At 62.3% G+C, this 15,657-nt stretch carries 15 protein-coding genes and 6 tRNA genes; 12 read left to right on the top strand and 9 right to left on the bottom strand.

Annotated features, from left to right (window positions below; all coding sequences use genetic code 11):
* Positions 1-12 precede the first annotated feature (12 nt).
* Positions 13-243, bottom strand: coding sequence for a PP0621 family protein (locus ABIB24_RS02850; protein WP_015268854.1), 231 nt, complete (start codon positions 241-243; stop codon positions 13-15).
* Between the two features lie 93 nt (positions 244-336).
* Entirely contained in the window at positions 337-1,356 is a 1,020-nt protein-coding gene (locus ABIB24_RS02855) for an outer membrane protein assembly factor BamD (protein WP_085626733.1), read from the bottom strand.
* A gap of 147 nt (positions 1,357-1,503) precedes the next feature.
* On the opposite strand from ABIB24_RS02855, the gene rluD reads away from it, so the two are divergent.
* From rluD to ABIB24_RS02895, 8 genes are all read left to right on the top strand, one after another.
* Positions 1,504-2,466 carry a 23S rRNA pseudouridine(1911/1915/1917) synthase RluD gene (gene rluD, locus ABIB24_RS02860; protein WP_025337605.1) on the top strand — a complete coding sequence of 321 codons (963 nt, stop codon included), beginning with the start codon at positions 1,504-1,506 and terminating at the stop codon, positions 2,464-2,466.
* The gene (gene pgeF / locus ABIB24_RS02865; protein WP_085693106.1) at positions 2,463-3,203 is read left to right on the top strand and encodes a peptidoglycan editing factor PgeF; all 741 of its coding nucleotides are present in this window, start codon (positions 2,463-2,465) and stop codon (positions 3,201-3,203) included. The genes rluD and pgeF overlap by 4 nt, the downstream gene beginning before the upstream one ends.
* Positions 3,204-3,453: 250 nt before the next feature.
* The gene (gene clpB / locus ABIB24_RS02870) at positions 3,454-6,018 is read left to right on the top strand and encodes an ATP-dependent chaperone ClpB (RefSeq protein WP_354316092.1); all 2,565 of its coding nucleotides are present in this window, start codon (positions 3,454-3,456) and stop codon (positions 6,016-6,018) included.
* Positions 6,019-6,414: 396 nt separating this feature from the next.
* Positions 6,415-6,490, top strand: a tRNA-Asn gene (locus ABIB24_RS02875).
* 4 nt (positions 6,491-6,494) lie between these two features.
* Positions 6,495-6,571: transfer RNA gene (locus ABIB24_RS02880), tRNA-Pro, on the top strand.
* Between the two features lie 6 nt (positions 6,572-6,577).
* A tRNA-Lys gene (locus ABIB24_RS02885) sits at positions 6,578-6,653 on the top strand.
* Positions 6,654-6,700: 47 nt separating this feature from the next.
* A tRNA-Pro gene (locus ABIB24_RS02890) sits at positions 6,701-6,777 on the top strand.
* A 5-nt stretch (positions 6,778-6,782) separates the two neighbouring features.
* Positions 6,783-6,858 (top strand) — tRNA-Lys (locus ABIB24_RS02895).
* A 175-nt stretch (positions 6,859-7,033) separates the two neighbouring features.
* On the opposite strand, the gene ABIB24_RS02900 is transcribed toward ABIB24_RS02895, so the two are convergent.
* The 3 genes from ABIB24_RS02900 to ABIB24_RS02910 form a co-directional block, all read right to left on the bottom strand.
* Entirely contained in the window at positions 7,034-8,329 is a 1,296-nt protein-coding gene (locus ABIB24_RS02900; protein WP_025337608.1) for an NAD(P)/FAD-dependent oxidoreductase, read from the bottom strand.
* Positions 8,330-8,413: 84 nt separating this feature from the next.
* Positions 8,414-8,587: a DUF3094 family protein gene (locus ABIB24_RS02905; protein ID WP_013970765.1), complete on the bottom strand. Its 174-nt coding sequence runs from the start codon at positions 8,585-8,587 to the stop codon at positions 8,414-8,416.
* A gap of 133 nt (positions 8,588-8,720) precedes the next feature.
* Positions 8,721-9,350, bottom strand: coding sequence for a DUF1780 domain-containing protein (locus ABIB24_RS02910; RefSeq protein ID WP_013970766.1), 630 nt, complete (start codon positions 9,348-9,350; stop codon positions 8,721-8,723).
* A 133-nt stretch (positions 9,351-9,483) separates the two neighbouring features.
* Between ABIB24_RS02910 and ABIB24_RS02915 the strand changes: the two genes are divergently transcribed.
* Positions 9,484-10,191, top strand: a complete 708-nt coding sequence (locus tag ABIB24_RS02915; RefSeq protein WP_354316093.1) for an energy-coupling factor ABC transporter permease — start codon at positions 9,484-9,486, stop codon at positions 10,189-10,191.
* A gap of 237 nt (positions 10,192-10,428) precedes the next feature.
* On the opposite strand, the gene yacG is transcribed toward ABIB24_RS02915, so the two are convergent.
* From yacG to ABIB24_RS02935, 4 genes are read right to left on the bottom strand one after another with little or no spacing between them, the layout of a single operon-like run.
* Entirely contained in the window at positions 10,429-10,629 is a 201-nt protein-coding gene (gene yacG, locus ABIB24_RS02920; RefSeq protein ID WP_003260624.1) for a DNA gyrase inhibitor YacG, read from the bottom strand.
* Positions 10,626-11,249, bottom strand: a complete 624-nt coding sequence (gene coaE, locus ABIB24_RS02925) for a dephospho-CoA kinase (protein WP_075043664.1) — start codon at positions 11,247-11,249, stop codon at positions 10,626-10,628. The genes yacG and coaE overlap by 4 nt, the downstream gene beginning before the upstream one ends.
* Positions 11,249-12,115: a prepilin peptidase gene (locus tag ABIB24_RS02930; protein ID WP_354316094.1), complete on the bottom strand. Its 867-nt coding sequence runs from the start codon at positions 12,113-12,115 to the stop codon at positions 11,249-11,251. Before ABIB24_RS02930 ends, coaE begins: the two co-directional genes overlap by 1 nt.
* Positions 12,116-12,117: 2 nt before the next feature.
* Complete coding sequence (locus ABIB24_RS02935; protein WP_354316095.1) at positions 12,118-13,326, bottom strand: type II secretion system F family protein; 1,209 nt, start codon at positions 13,324-13,326, stop codon at positions 12,118-12,120.
* A 216-nt stretch (positions 13,327-13,542) separates the two neighbouring features.
* On the opposite strand from ABIB24_RS02935, the gene ABIB24_RS02940 reads away from it, so the two are divergent.
* The 3 genes from ABIB24_RS02940 to ABIB24_RS02950 all read left to right on the top strand — a co-directional run bounded on the left by ABIB24_RS02940 (position 13,543) and on the right by ABIB24_RS02950 (position 15,551).
* Complete coding sequence (locus ABIB24_RS02940) at positions 13,543-13,953, top strand: pilin (protein WP_085618687.1); 411 nt, start codon at positions 13,543-13,545, stop codon at positions 13,951-13,953.
* Between the two features lie 71 nt (positions 13,954-14,024).
* A tRNA-Thr gene (locus ABIB24_RS02945) sits at positions 14,025-14,100 on the top strand.
* Positions 14,101-14,261: 161 nt separating this feature from the next.
* Entirely contained in the window at positions 14,262-15,551 is a 1,290-nt protein-coding gene (locus ABIB24_RS02950) for a tyrosine-type recombinase/integrase (protein WP_354316096.1), read from the top strand.
* Positions 15,552-15,657: the final 106 nt, after the last annotated feature.

A 15,657-nucleotide genomic window follows, 5' to 3' on the forward strand; every position in this document is an offset into this window, starting at 1 on the left:
CAGCCCCAGTTTCTAGCGGGATTGCCCCGGCCCTTGCTGCAGGTGCGCCTGGCTGCAATACCACTCGTTGCCCTGCTGCAGCGCCCGGTCATTGGGCAGGTGTACGCCGCAATGGGCGCAGCGCACCATCTTCAGCGGCGCATCGAGCTTCGCCTCGGGGTGCGACTGTTGGCTGGCTTTGAACTTGCGCCACAGCCAGAACGCGGCGGCGATCAGGGCGATCCAGAAAAGTAGGCGAACCATGGTGTCCAGCTTGTCGGTTGAAGAAGCCGACAGTCTAGGACGCGGCCAATAAAAAAGGGAGGCCCAAGCCTCCCTTTCATGTACCGCTGCGTATCAGTCGAACAGACCAAAGGTCATGTAGCTGAACCAGGAGCGGTCTTTCTCGGCTTCCTTCGGCCCTTCCGGCACGATCGGGTCACCGTTTTCGTCAGTCGGCAGCAGCTCACGCGGCATCTCGTCACGCGCGTCCTGGAACTGCTTGACCACGTCCTGGTTGGCGCGGGTTTCACCCGGCGGCAGCGGGGTGTCGGTTTCGATCAGGCCCAGGGTCGCCTTGGACAGCCAGCCGCGGCCGTCAGACTCGGTCTGCTTTGGCTGGAACTCGCCATCTGCCAGGCTCGGGTGGTCCGGGTAGTTGAGCTTGAGGGTTTCCAGGCTGGTGGCGGCCAGTTCGTCCAGGTGCATCTTCTGGTACGCCTCGACCATCACCGCCAGGCCGTCGCCGACCGATGGGGTTTCCTGGAAGTTCTCCACCACGTAGCGGCCACGGTTGGCGGCGGCTACATAGGCCTGGCGGCTCAGGTAGTAGTCGGCCACGTGGATTTCGTACGAGGCCAGCAGGTTGCGCAGGTAGATCATGCGCTGCTTGGCGTCGGGCGCGTAGCGGCTGTTGGGGAAGCGGCTGGTCAGCTGGGCGAACTCGTTGTACGAGTCGCGGGCAGCACCCGGGTCACGCTTGGTCATGTCCAGCGGCAGGAAGCGCGCTACCAGGCCACGGTCCTGGTCGAACGAGGTCAGGCCCTTGAGGTAGTAGGCATAGTCGACGTTCGGGTGCTGCGGGTGCAGGCGGATGAAGCGCTCGGCAGCCGACTTGGCAGCCTCGGGCTCGGAGTTCTTGTAGTTGGCGTAGATCAGCTCGAGCTGCGCCTGGTCGGCATAGCGGCCGAACGGGTAGCGCGACTCCAGGGCCTTGAGCTTGTTCACGGCGCTGGTGTAGCTGGAGTTGTCCAGGTCAGCTTGCGCCTGCTGATACAGCTCGGCCTCGCTGAGGTTCTCGTCAATCACTTCTTTATTGGAGGAACAGGCCGCGGTGAGCCCGAGGATGGCGATCAGCAGCAGGTGTTTCACTTGCATGGCGGCTTGCGTCCCTTTGACGGCCGCTGTCTTGGGCGGTGCCGTCCTGTTATGATGAGCGCCCCGGCCAACCCCGGGACAAAAGAAGTCGTATTTAACCACAAGCTCGCAGCCGAAACCAAAGGCTGTGCGCCCGCCGAATCGAGCATGTCCGAGATCATTCAACTTAGCGCAGAGGTCCCGTCCGAACTGGGCGGTCAACGCCTCGACCAGGTCGCCGCCCAATTGTTCGCCGAGTACTCGCGTTCCCGGCTGACTTCGTGGATCAAAGAAGGCCGCCTGACGGTCGATGGTGCCGTGGTGCGCCCTCGAGACCTCGTCTATGGTGGCTCGCAACTTGTCCTGGAGGCCGAGCAAGAGGCCCAGGGCGAGTGGGTCGCCGAAGATATCGAGCTGGATATCGTCTACGAAGACGACCATATCATGGTGATCAACAAGCCTGCCGGGCTGGTTGTGCACCCGGCCGCCGGGCATGCCAGCGGGACTTTGCTCAATGCACTGCTGCACCACGTGCCTGACATCGTCAACGTACCGCGCGCCGGTATCGTCCACCGCCTGGACAAGGACACCACCGGCCTGATGGTGGTGGCCAAGACCTTGCAGGCACAGACCCGGCTGGTCGAGCAGATGCAGGCGCGCAAGGTCAGCCGCATCTACGAGTGCATTGTGATTGGCGTGGTCACTGCCGGCGGCAAGATCGATGCCCCGATCGGCCGCCACGGCGGCATGCGCCAGCGCATGGCGGTCACCGACGGCGGCAAGCCGGCGGTCAGCCACTACCGTGTGCTCAAGCGCTTCCGCTCGCACACCCACGTGCGGGTCAAGCTGGAAACCGGCCGTACCCACCAGATTCGCGTGCACATGGCTCACGTTGGCTTCCCGTTGGTCGGCGACCAGACCTACGGCGGGCGCTTCCGCATTCCGCCGGCAGCCAGCCCGACCATGGTCGAGGCGGTGAAAACCTTCCCGCGCCAGGCACTGCATGCGCGCTTCCTGGCATTGGCCCACCCGATTACCGGTGAAGTCATGAAGTGGGAATCGCCGCTGCCGGATGACTTCGTCTGGTTGCTGTCGCTGCTGAACCAGGACCGCGAGAGCTTTGTCGGATGAGTGGCCTGACGCAGTCGCTGCTGTTCCCCGACTGGCCAGCCCCGGCCTCGGTGCGCGCCTGTGTCACCACCCGCCAGGGCGGCGTCAGCCTGCCGCCCTATGAAACCTTCAACCTTGGTGACCATGTAGGGGACGACCCTGCCGCGGTGGCCGAGAACCGTCGTCGCCTGAGCGACGAATTCGCTATCCAGCCGGCCTGGCTCAAGCAGGTGCATGGGCTGGTGGTGGCGGATGCCGACCCGGCCGTGGTGGCCGAGGCCGACGCCAGCTGGACTGACCAGCCTGGCATTGCCTGCACCGTGATGACTGCCGATTGCCTGCCTGCGCTGTTCTGCGACCGGGCCGGTACCCGCGTGGCCGCGGCGCATGCTGGCTGGCGCGGGCTTGCCGGTGGTGTGCTGGAGGCCACCTTGGATCGCCTGGCACTGCCGCCCGAGGAGGTGCTGGTGTGGTTGGGGCCGGCGATTGGCCCGCAGGCGTTCGAAGTGGGGCTGGAGGTGCGCGATGCCTTTACGGCGGTGCACCCGGAAGCGGCCAGAGCCTTTGTCGATGGTGCCCGGCCGGGCAAGTTGATGGCCGATATCTATGAGCTGGCGCGTATTCGTTTGGCGGCGCGTGGGGTGACTGCTGTTCATGGCGGTGGCTTGTGCACGGTCAGCGATGAGCGGTTCTTCTCCTATCGCCGTACCCCGCAGGGTGGGCGCTTTGCTTCCCTGGTGTGGCTGGAGCCGCGCTAGCCTGCACCGGCCTCTTCGCGGGTGAACCCGCTCCCACAGGATAATCACAGCCCCTGAGAGCGGAGCAGTACTTGTGGGAGCGGGTTCACCCGCGAATGGCCCAGCACGAATCCAACAGGTTGACCCCGGTCAACCCCGCTACGCTTGAATCTTCCAGAATCAGCCTTATCTATAAGGTCATCTCAGGCAGGTTTCTTCATAAACAGGCGCTGTCCATCGCTCCGACCTGCCCTTTAAAGGAAGGTACCCCATGCGAATAGACCGTTTGACCAGCAAGCTGCAGCTTGCAATATCCGATGCCCAATCCCTGGCCGTTGGCATGGACCACCCTGCCATCGAGCCCGTGCACCTGTTGCAGGCACTGCTCGAGCAGCAGGGCGGTTCGATCAAGCCGCTGCTGATGCAGGTAGGCTTCGACATCAACAGCCTGCGCCAGGCGCTGGTGAAAGAACTCGACCAGCTGCCGAAAATCCAGAACCCCACCGGCGACGTGAACATGTCGCAGGACCTGGCGCGCCTGCTCAACCAGGCCGACCGCCTGGCCCAGCAGAAGGGTGACCAGTTCATTTCCAGCGAGCTGGTGCTGCTGGCCGCCATGGACGAGAACAGCAAGCTCGGCAAGCTGTTGTTGAGCCAGGGCGTGACCAAGAAGGCCCTGGAAAATGCCATCAACAACCTGCGCGGCGGCGCGGCCGTCAACGACGCCAACGCCGAGGAATCGCGCCAGGCGCTGGACAAGTACACCGTCGACCTGACCAAGCGTGCCGAAGAAGGCAAGCTGGACCCGGTGATCGGCCGTGACGACGAAATTCGCCGTACCGTGCAGGTGCTGCAACGCCGTACCAAGAACAACCCGGTGCTGATCGGTGAGCCTGGCGTAGGCAAGACCGCCATCGCCGAAGGCCTGGCCCAGCGCATCATCAATGGTGAAGTGCCCGACGGCCTCAAGGGCAAGCGCCTGCTGGCGCTGGACATGGGCGCGCTGATTGCCGGTGCCAAGTACCGCGGCGAGTTCGAAGAGCGCCTCAAAGGCCTGCTGAACGAGCTGTCCAAGCAGGAAGGCCAGATCATCCTGTTCATTGACGAACTGCACACCATGGTCGGCGCCGGCAAAGGCGAGGGCGCCATGGATGCCGGCAACATGCTCAAGCCGGCCCTGGCCCGTGGCGAGCTGCACTGCGTTGGCGCCACCACGCTGAACGAGTACCGCCAGTTCATCGAAAAGGACGCGGCCCTGGAACGCCGCTTCCAGAAGGTGCTGGTCGAGGAGCCGAGCGAGGAAGACACCATCGCCATCCTGCGTGGCCTGAAGGAGCGCTATGAAGTGCACCACAAGGTGGCCATCACCGACGGAGCCATCATTGCTGCGGCCAAGCTCAGCCATCGTTACATCACCGACCGCCAGCTGCCGGACAAGGCCATCGACCTGATCGACGAAGCGGCCAGCCGCATCCGCATGGAGATCGACTCCAAGCCGGAAGTGCTCGACCGCCTCGACCGTCGCCTGATCCAGCTGAAGGTGGAATCGCAGGCGCTGAAGAAGGAAGAAGACGAAGCGGCGAAAAAACGTCTGGAGAAGCTGACCGAGGAAATCGACCGGTTGGAGCGTGAATACGCCGACCTGGAAGAAATCTGGGCCTCCGAGAAGGCCGAGGTGCAGGGCTCGGCGCAGATCCAGCAAAAGATCGAGCAGGCCCGCCAGGAACTGGAGACCGCCCGTCGCAAAGGCGACCTGAGCCGCATGGCCGAGCTGCAGTACGGGGTGATCCCGGACCTGGAGCGCAGCCTGCAGATGGTCGACCAGCACGGCAAGACCGAAAACCAGTTGCTGCGCAACAAGGTCACCGAGGAAGAAATTGCCGAAGTGGTGTCGAAGTGGACCGGTATCCCGGTGGCCAAGATGCTCGAAGGCGAGCGTGAAAAGCTGCTGAAGATGGAAGAGCTGCTGCACCAGCGCGTGATCGGCCAGGGCGAGGCGGTAACCGCGGTGGCCAACGCCGTGCGCCGTTCGCGTGCCGGGCTGTCCGACCCGAACCGGCCGAGTGGCTCGTTCCTGTTCCTTGGCCCGACCGGGGTGGGCAAGACCGAGCTGTGCAAGGCGCTGGCCGAGTTCCTGTTCGACACCGAAGAGGCGATGGTGCGCATCGACATGTCCGAGTTCATGGAGAAGCATTCCGTGGCTCGCCTGATCGGTGCCCCACCAGGCTATGTAGGGTATGAAGAGGGCGGTTACCTGACCGAGGCAGTACGGCGCAAGCCATACTCGGTGGTGCTGCTGGACGAGGTGGAGAAGGCCCACCCGGATGTGTTCAACGTGCTGCTGCAGGTGCTGGAAGACGGCCGCCTGACCGACAGCCACGGGCGCACCGTGGACTTCCGCAACACCGTGATCGTGATGACCTCCAACCTGGGCTCGGCGCAGATCCAGGAACTGGTGGGTGATCGCGAGGCACAGCGTGCGGCGGTGATGGATGCGGTGGGTTCGCACTTCCGTCCGGAGTTCATCAACCGTATCGACGAAGTGGTGGTGTTCGAGCCATTGGGCCGCGAGCAGATTGCCGGCATTACCGAAATCCAGCTGGGCCGCCTGCGCAGCCGCCTGCTGGAGCGCGAACTGTCGCTGAGCTTGAGCCCGGAGGCGTTGGACAAGCTGATTGCCGTGGGTTACGACCCGGTGTATGGCGCACGGCCGCTGAAGCGGGCGATCCAGCGCTGGATCGAAAACCCGTTGGCGCAGTTGATCCTGGCAGGCAAGTTCATGCCGGGGACGGCGATTACCGCCAAGGTGGAGGGCGACGAAATCGTCTTCGCCTGATCTGTTTCACCATGAGCCCCGCATCTGCGGGGCTTTTTTTGCCTGTGCCGTACCTGTGGGAGCGGGCAGGCCCGCGAAGAGGCCCTCACAGCCCCAGCAAATCCGGGCCTTTCCGGCTTCCCGTATAACTAGCTGAAATTTTTGAAATTTCTGCTTGCATCTAAAAACGAGTGCCCCTAATATACGCCGCGTTGTCAGGCACTAAGCGAATCACCAGCAACATCGGTGACCGCAAAACAACTTACAAATCAGTAAGTTGAATGAAAAAAAGTGGTTGACAAGCAAAACGAAGAATGTAGAATAGCCGGCCTCAGCAGCGACAACGCGAAAGCGGGTAGCCAAAGAGACCGAAGCTAACACAAGCTTCGAAGCTGTAAAGATGTACCGAAGTTCAGTTCCGCGATAGCTCAGTCGGTAGAGCAAATGACTGTTAATCATTGGGTCCCTGGTTCGAGTCCAGGTCGCGGAGCCAATCTCGGGGTGTAGCGCAGTCCGGTAGCGCGCCTGCTTTGGGAGCAGGATGTCAGGAGTTCGAATCCCCTCACCCCGACCATTTTCCGGGTCGTTAGCTCAGTTGGTAGAGCAGTTGGCTTTTAACCAATTGGTCGTAGGTTCGAATCCTACACGACCCACCATGTAAAAAGGGCATCTCAAGCGAGATGCCCTTTTTCTTTAAGTATCACGGGGTGTAGCGCAGTCCGGTAGCGCGCCTGCTTTGGGAGCAGGATGTCAGGAGTTCGAATCCCCTCACCCCGACCATTTCCGGGTCGTTAGCTCAGTTGGTAGAGCAGTTGGCTTTTAACCAATTGGTCGTAGGTTCGAATCCTACACGACCCACCATGAAAAAAAGGGCATCTCGCATGAGATGCCCTTTTTTTTGCCAGAATTTTGGGCCTGCGTTGCAGGCCATCGCGACACAAGGCCGCTCCTACAGCAAGCAGATATTGCGCGGTCTTTTGTAGGAGCGGCCTTGTGTCGCGAAAGGGGCGCAAAGCGCCCCCAGCAATCTTCAGTGTCAGTGCAACTTCAACCTAGGCTCGGTACCCCGGCCAATCTTGCTACCCAGCATCATCAACGCCGTACGGAAGAACCCGTACAACGCCATCTGGTGCATCCGGTACAGCGACACGTAGAACATCCGCGCCAGCCAGCCCTCCAGCTTCACGCTGCCCATCAGGTTACCCATCAGGTTGCCCACCGCCGAGAAGCGCGACAGCGACACCAGCGAACCGTAGTCCTTGTACTCATAGGTCGGCAGCGCCTTGTTCTCCAGCCGCGCCTTCAAACTCTGCGCCAGCATCGAAGCCTGCTGATGCGCCGCTTGGGCACGTGGCGGCACGTTGCGGTCGCTACCCGGTTGCGGGCAGGCGGCGCAGTCACCAAAGGCAAAGATATTGTCGTCGCGCGTGGTCTGCAGGGTAGGGCGCACCACCAGCTGGTTGATACGGTTGGTTTCCAGGCCATCGATGTCCTTGAGGAAACCCGGCGCACGGATACCGGCCGCCCACACCTTCAGGCTGGCCTGGATCACTTCACCGTCCTTGGTTTTCAAGCCATCCTCGGTCACTTCACTGACGGCGGCATTGGTCATCACCTTCACCCCGAGCTTTTCCAGGGTCTTGTGCACCGGCACGCTGATGCGCTCTGGCAGTGCCGGCAACACGCGCGGGCCCGCCTCGATAATGGTGATGTGCATGTCCTTGGGCTGGATGCGGTCCAGGCCATAGGCCGCCAGTTCGTGGGCCGCGTGATGCAGCTCGGCGGCCAGTTCCACACCGGTGGCACCGGCGCCGACGATGGCCACGCTGATCTTCTCGCTCGCTACATCACCGGCATGGGCACGCAGGTAGTGGTTGAGCAACTGCTGGTGGAAACGCTCGGCCTGCTTGCGGGTGTCGAGGAACAGGCAGTGCTGCGCCGCGCCCAGGGTGCCGAAGTCGTTGGTGTTGGAACCCACGGCAATGACCAGGGTGTCGTAGCCCAGGGTGCGCGCAGGCAGCAGCTCGCGGCCCTCTTCGTCGAGGGTGGCGGCCAGTTGAATCTGTTTGCCTTCACGGTCCAGGCCGCTCATGCGCCCCAGCTGGAAGTTGAAGTGGTTCCACTTGGCCTGGGCCACGTAGTTCAGTTCGTCTTCCGAGGAGTTCAGCGAGCCGGCGGCCACTTCGTGCAGCAGGGGCTTCCAGATGTGCGTGAGGTTGGCGTCGACCAGGGTAATCTCGGCCTGCTTGCGCTTGCCCAGGCTTTTACCCAGGCGGGTCGCCAGTTCCAGGCCGCCGGCGCCGCCGCCGACAATCACGATGCGATGAGTCATGGGGATATCTCATAAGGTTTACGGAATTCGTGGCCCCGGGGGCCGGCCGCAAACTGCACGAGGGGAGGGCGAGCGCGAAGCAGCTCATAGCACCAGTCCACTGAGCAGGCGGCTGATGAGACCCAACCCGATGGTCACGGCCACCACCAGCACAAGGAGCAGCCACGGCCGGAAGGGCCTGCGCTCGACTTGGTGCTGGGGGGCTCGCAGATACTCATCGACACGACGCTGATCTTCCGGATTCAGGCGGCTGGTCATGGTAGGGCCTCGTCAGGTAGACGTTTGTGACTGCGTAAACGCTACAGCGTTCACGCAAGCGCTTGAAACAAATGATAATGCTTTCTATATCTGGCGCCGAGTGTACGCCATCGCAAACATTCGCTGCACTGGATCAAAGACTGATGCCCACGTCGAACACAATGCTGCGGCCCAGGTTGCCGCGCAGGAAGTCGGGCGCGTCGGGGTGGGCGAACAGCACCCGGGCAAAGGTCGGCCCCACCAGCGACAGCGAGCGCCAACCCTGGCGCAGGTATTCGGTGGGCGGCGGGAAGTGGGTGTTGAGGTCGAGCACTTCGCGCTTGAGGCTGGCGAAGGCAATGATGTCCAGCTCGTTCAGCTCCAGCCCGCGTTCCCGGTAGTTGTGCGCCTTCTTGCGCAAGGTCGGCGCCAGCCGCCCCAGCAGCTCGGTGGCACTGATGCGCCGCGGGCGCGCCTCGCGGCGTACAAGCTGCGCCAGGGAGAACGCACTACGGCGGCGCTGCAGTTCTTCGCGCCATTCATCGTTTAGCCGGCGGCCCTCGTCGAGCACGAAAAACACCTCGAACGCCGCATCGCGGAACAGCACATCTGGCGGTTCTTGCCCGGCCGGGGTGAAGTCCTCGCTGCGGTAGGGGATGTTCAGCCCCTGCAACAGGCGTTGGCACACCCAACGCTCCCGCTCCCACTTGCGGGCGTTGGAGAGAAAGGCATTGGCTTGTTCCGCCTGGATGGTAAGCAGGCGCAGGTAGTCTGAGTCATCCATGCAGACAAGCTTAGCCGCTAATCGATGACGATAAGATGCTGTTTGTGCGCAGGAATCAGCCCGGTACCGGCGCACTGTTGCGCTACCCCTGCCAGATGAAACGGAGAATGGGTGTAGACTCGGCTTTATCCACATGGCTGCAAGGGGCATTCCTCAGGTGATCAGCGCGCAGGTGTTGTCCGGCACCACCCTTACGCTTGGCTGGCTGGGATATGTGCCGTTGCTGATCTGGGCGGTCAGCCAGGTGCGCTGGGTTGAGCTGTTCACTGACCGGCGCCGCCAGCATCTGCTGTTTGGCACGGTGTTCTGCCTGTTTGCCTTGTGGTTGGTGCGACGCGATTTCGATACCGGGGTGTCGTACCACTTCATTGGCATGACGGCGGTCACGCTGTTGCTGGACTGGCCACTGGCGGTGCTGGGCGGGTTCATGGCCCAGCTCGGCTTGCTGGCGCTGGGGCGCCAGGACCTGGCGGCGCTGGGGGTGAATGGCTTGTTGCTGGTTGGCCTGCCGGTGCTGATAGCCGAGGCGTGCGCGATAGGGGTCGAGCGCGCCCAGCCGCGGAACCTGTTTGTGTATATCTTCTGTTCGGGGTTCTTCCCGGCGGCACTGACCGTGCTGGCGTGCCTGTCGGCTGCGTTGGGGCTGTTGTGGCTGGACGGGCGCTTCGCCATGCCGGAGTGGCTCAGCGATTTTGTCGGCTACCTGTGGCTGATGATGTTCCCCGAAGCGTTCATCAACGGCACGGTGATCAGCGCGCTGGTGGTGTTTTGCCCGGAGTGGCTGGAAACCTTCAACCGCACGCGGTATCTGCAGGCGCCGTGGAAGGAGGATGATCGATAAGTAACCAGGCCTCCGCAGCAGCGCGATCCTTGCTTGTAGGAGCGGCCTTGTGTCGCGAAAGGGCTGCGAAGCAGCCCCGGCGATCTTTGAGTTAACGCTGAAATCGGGGGCCGCTTTGCGGCCCATCGCGACACAAGGCCGCTCCTACAGGTACCGCGTCAGTCTTGAGGCTTGTGGGGTCGCCTGTGGGAGCGGGCATGCCCGCGAAGAGGCCCGCACAGCCACTTGGCTATCGGATCAATGCCGCGGCTCCAGGTCCCCCGAGTACAGCTCGTCTTCAGACTCTTCCGCCCCCGGAATCTTGTGCTCCTCCGCCGCCCAGGCGCCCAGGTCGATCAGCTTGCAACGGTCCGAACAGAACGGCCGGAACGGGCTTTTCTCGTTCCATTCCACAGGTGCGCCACAGGTCGGGCAATCGACGGTCAATGGCTGGCTCATGGCTGGCCTCCTCGTAAAGTCAGGTAAAAGTGGTGCAGGCGGTCAATCTGCTGATGCAGCGCGGCCAGGTCGCCGTCATTGACCACCACATCATCGGCATGGCGCAGGCGCTCCTCGCGGGCCAGCTGGGCCTTGAGAATGGCCTGCACCTGCTCGGCGCTGGTGTTGTCACGCGCCAGGGTACGCGCCACCTGCAGCTCCTGCGGCGCATCGATCACCAGCACCCGCTGGGTTTTCTGGTACTGGCCCGACTCGATCAGCAACGGCGACACATACACCGCATACGGCGACTCCGCCTTGGCCAGGTAGCTGAAAATCTCCTGCCCGATCAGCGGGTGCAGCAATTGCTCCAGCCATTTGCGCTGCGCCGGGTCGGCGAAGATCAGCTGGCGCAGGGCCGCACGATCGAGTTGGCCGTCCGCCTGCAGCACGCCGGCGCCGAAGCGCTCGACGATGCTGGCCAAGGCCGGGCGGCCAGGCTCGACAACCCAACGCGCCGCTTGGTCGGCATCGACCAGGTGCACGCCAAGCTCGACGAAACGCTCGGCAGCGGCGCTCTTGCCGCTACCAATGCCGCCGGTCAGGCCGAGAATCCAGGGGGTAAAGGCCGCAGTGGTCATCAGAATCCAAGCAGTTGTGTGTATGAAGCGTATATTTCATCACCCCAGAGCACGGCAATCCACCCCGCAATCGCCAGATAGGGGCCGAACGGGATCGCCGTACCCATGGCATGGCGGCGCAGACGCAGCAGGCACAGCCCAGCCAGCGCCCCAACCACTGACGACAGCAGCAAGGTCAACGGCAACACCTGCCAGCCACCCCAGGCCCCGATCAGCGCCATCAGCTTGAAGTCGCCATAGCCCATGCCTTCCTTGCCAGTGACCAGCTTGAACAGCCAATACACCGTCCAAAGGCTGAGGTACCCGGCCACCGCGCCCCACAGCGCGCTGCTCAGCGGAATGTAGAGGCCGAAGGCGTTGACGATCAGCCCCAGCCACAGCATCGGCAGCACCAGCGCATCCGGCAGCAACTGGTGCTCGGCATCGATCAGGCTCAGGGCCAGCAGGCACCAGGTCAGCGGCAGTGCCAGCAAGGCCTCGGGCGAAGCACCAAAGCGCCAGGCCACCACCAGCGACAGCAGCGCGCTGGCCACCTCCACCAACGGGTAGCGCGGGCTGATACGGGTTTTGCAGGCTGAGCAACGCCCGCGCAAGGCCAGGTAGCTGATGATCGGAATGTTTTCCCACGCGCGAATTCGATGCGCGCAATGCGGGCAGCGCGAGGCAGGTAGCCACAGGTCGAAACGCTCGTGCGGCGTGATCGGCAACTCCAGCATTTCCTGCGCCTCCCGCTGCCATTGCCGCTCCAGCATGATCGGCAGGCGGTACACCAGCACATTGAGAAAACTGCCCACCACTAGGCCGAGCACCGTGGCCAGAGTGAGAAAGTACGCCGGCTGCTCAGCCAGCAAAGTCCATAAAGTCATGTTCAGATCAAGCTACCCAACTGGAAGATCGGCAGGTACATCGCCACCACCAGGCCGCCCACCAACAGGCCCAGGACCAGCACGATGGCCGGCTCCAGCAGGCTGGTCAACTGGTCCAGCGCCTGGCTGACCTGTTCCTCGTAATGGCAGGCGGCTTTTTCCAGCATCTGGTCCAGCGTGCCACTGGATTCCCCGATGGCCGTCAGTTGAACCAGCAGCGGCGGAAACAGCGGCTCAGCGGCCATCGCCTGGTGCAGCCCCTGCCCATTGGCCATACCCTGGCGCAGCCGCAACACCGCCTGTTCATGCAGGTCGCCACCACTGACCCTGGCCACCGTGCCCAGCGCATCCAGCAACGGCACCCCGGCGGAGTAGGACGTTGCCAGGCTGCGAGCAAACCGCGCCAGCGCCGCCTGCCCCAGCAGCGTGCCGAACACCGGCAAACCCAGCACCCGGCGAGATATCCACAGGCGTGCTGGCGCGTGCTGTCGGTAGAGCTGGCGCATGGCAACACCCAGCACCACGCCCATCACCAGCAACAACGGCGCAAACCGGCTCAGCCCTGTGGACAAGTCGATCACCCATTGGGTAAATGCCGGCAACGCCACGCCCATGCCAGAGAACATGCTCTCGAATTTCGGAATCACCTCCAGCAACAGGATCGCCGACACCCCCAGCCCCGTCAGCAACAGCAGCAGCGGGTAGATCATCGCCTTGCGCACCTTCTTGTGCAGCACCCGACGCTGCTCCAGCATGCCTGCCAGCTGTTCCAGTTGCCGGTCGAGCGTGCCGGACTGCTCCCCCACCCGCACCAGGTTGCAGTACAACGCATCGAACCACCCCGGGTGGCGCTGCAACGCATCCGCCAGCCCCAGGCCCGAGGCCACATCCTGTTTCAATCTATCCAGCAATGCCGCCTGCGCCGCATCACAGCCACTGCGCCCCATCACCTCGAACGCCTGCAGCAGCGGCACCCCGGCCTTGAGCAAGGTCGCCAGCTGCCGGCTGAACCCAGCCGGGTCGGCCTTTGCCCGCCGTTTCGGCAAACTGAACGTCAGCCCACCGGCAGGCCGCAAACTGGCGACCTTGATGCCCTGGCGAATAAGCCCGGCACGCACATAAGCCGGGCTGCGCCCGGACGTTTGCCCGCTGACCGGCGCGCCGTTGGCGTCGGTGCCGTGCCAGGTGTAGAGGAGTGTGGATTGGGTCATGCAAAGGTCCTTTTTCTGCCCGTGCGACAAGCCTGGAAACAGCTTGCCGCGCCCATGCAAGGGCGTGCGTCCGAGATGCTCACTAGAGTAGTTCAGCGAAGACGACGCCCGAGCGGGCAGGGGTGACAAAAGGTGTCTGTTCAGGCCTACTGCGCCGCTGCCAGCCGGGGTCGAGCCTGACCTCAACGAGTACGCGTATCAAAAAGGAAAACGTTCATGAAAGGGCAACGCGGTATCACCCTGATCGAACTGATGATCGTCGTCGCGATCATCGGCATTCTGGCGACCATCGCCTTACCGATGTACACCAACCACCAGTCACGCTCCAAGGCCGCGGCCGGGTTGCTGGAGATCAGCGCGCTGAAGACGGCGATGGACCTGCGGTTGAATGATGGGAAGGATGTTGCGGATGTAGCCGCGCTGGGTGGCCAGCCAGCGACGTCGCACTGTGCGATCACGGCTAGCGGCAAGGCGGCGGATGGCACTGGGAGCATCGTTTGCACGCTGGTGGATGCGCCGGCTACTGTGCTCGGCAAGGCACTGACCCTGACGCGTTCGGCTACCGGGTGGGCGTGTACGACCAACATCGAGGAAGACCTTGCGCCGAAGGGGTGCAAGGCGCCTTGAGGGTGGGGCAATAAACTAGCGGAAACAGGGGTTTGCGCAACGGGTGCGAGCAGTGGTACGTTGCGCTACACGCCGGTGTAGCTCAGTCGGTAGAGCAGCGCACTCGTAACGCGAAGGTCGCAGGTTCGATTCCTGTCTCCGGCACCAGAGACTAGTTTCCAGAAGTCTATGACTGTCTACGAAACACCCCGCAAAGCCCGCCTAGAGCGGGCTTTGTTGTTTCTGTCTGTCTCGTTTTGTCTCTGGGCATATACGCGATTTAGGGATATGGTTAGGGATATCTCGGTTCGACAAGGAAACGTATCCCTATGGCGCGCACAGTGGTGCCTCTCACCGATCCCAAATGTGATGCGGCCAAACCACGGGAGAAGGACTACAAGCTGTTCGATGGCAAGGGCCTCTACCTGCTGGTGAAGCCGTCAGGGGTCAAGACCTGGCGTATGAAGTACACCAAACCTGATGGCCGGGATGGTTTAGCAACGTTTGGCAACTATCCGGCGCTCGGCTTGAAAGCGGCTAGGGAGCGACGCGCTCAGGCGCTTGAGCTCCTTGCTGCTGGGAAAGACCCCATCGAGCAGGCGCGCTTGGACAAACAGGAAGCGGCTAACGCCCGGGCGAATACATTCCGTTTGCTTGCTCAGGAATGGCACGCGGCCTGCGCTCGTAAGTGGACACCTGGTCATGCTGCCACCGTATGGCGACGGATCGAATCACACCTGTTGCCCAACCTCGGTGATCGTCCGGTCGCGGAGCTGAAAACACGGGATCTGCTCGTCCCGCTGAAAGCGGCAGAAAAGCGGGATACCTTAGATACGGCTGCACGCCTACGTCAGTACATGACGGGCATCCTCCGCATGGCAGTTCAGCATGGGCACCTGGACTTCAATCCTGCGATCGATCTGCAAGGCGCCACTGCTACTCGCAAAACAGCGCATCGGCCTGCCCTGCCATTTGATCGGTTACCTGAGCTTCTGCAGCGGATAGATGCCGACAGTGGGCGCGGCCTGACCAAGCTCGCGGTGCAGCTGACCTTGCTGGTGTTCATCCGCTCCAGTGAGCTTCGGTTCGCTCGCTGGGGAGAGATCGACATGGGGAGGTTGATGTGGGAAATCCCTGGCGAAAGATTGGCTATTGAGGGTGTGAAGAACTCCCATCGAGGCTCCAAGATGAGCACGCCACACCTGGTGCCGCTCAGCCGACAGGCTGTAGAGGTGCTGGAGAGAATTCGTAACCTCACTGGTCGTTTCGATCTGGTGTTTGCGGGTGACCACAATCATTGGAAACCCATGAGCGAGAACACCGTGAACAAAGCGCTGCGGCGAATGGGGTATGACACCAAAGCAGAGGTATGCGGCCATGGTTTCCGGACAATGGCCTGCTCCGCACTGGTTGAGTCTGGGCTTTGGAGTAAAGACGCGGTCGAACGGCAAATGAGCCATCAGGAGAGAAACACGGTGCGTGCCGCCTACATTCACAAAGCGGAGCACTTACAAGAGCGGAGGCTTATGGTGCAATGGTGGGCCGACTATCTGGATGCCAATCGCTGGGATGCAATCACTCCCTATGATTTTGCCCATGGGAGGTCCCTCCATCCATGAAGCAGACTGAGATGATGGTGGGGGGCATGACGATGCTTGTCCAATCAAAAGCCGGTGTACTAGGTGTAACCCGTGTAACGGATCAGGCCAAGCCGCTGAAATCATT

This window comes from Pseudomonas sp. UYEF17 (assembly GCF_040546125.1).
GTDB lineage: Bacteria > Pseudomonadota > Gammaproteobacteria > Pseudomonadales > Pseudomonadaceae > Aquipseudomonas > Aquipseudomonas putida_Z.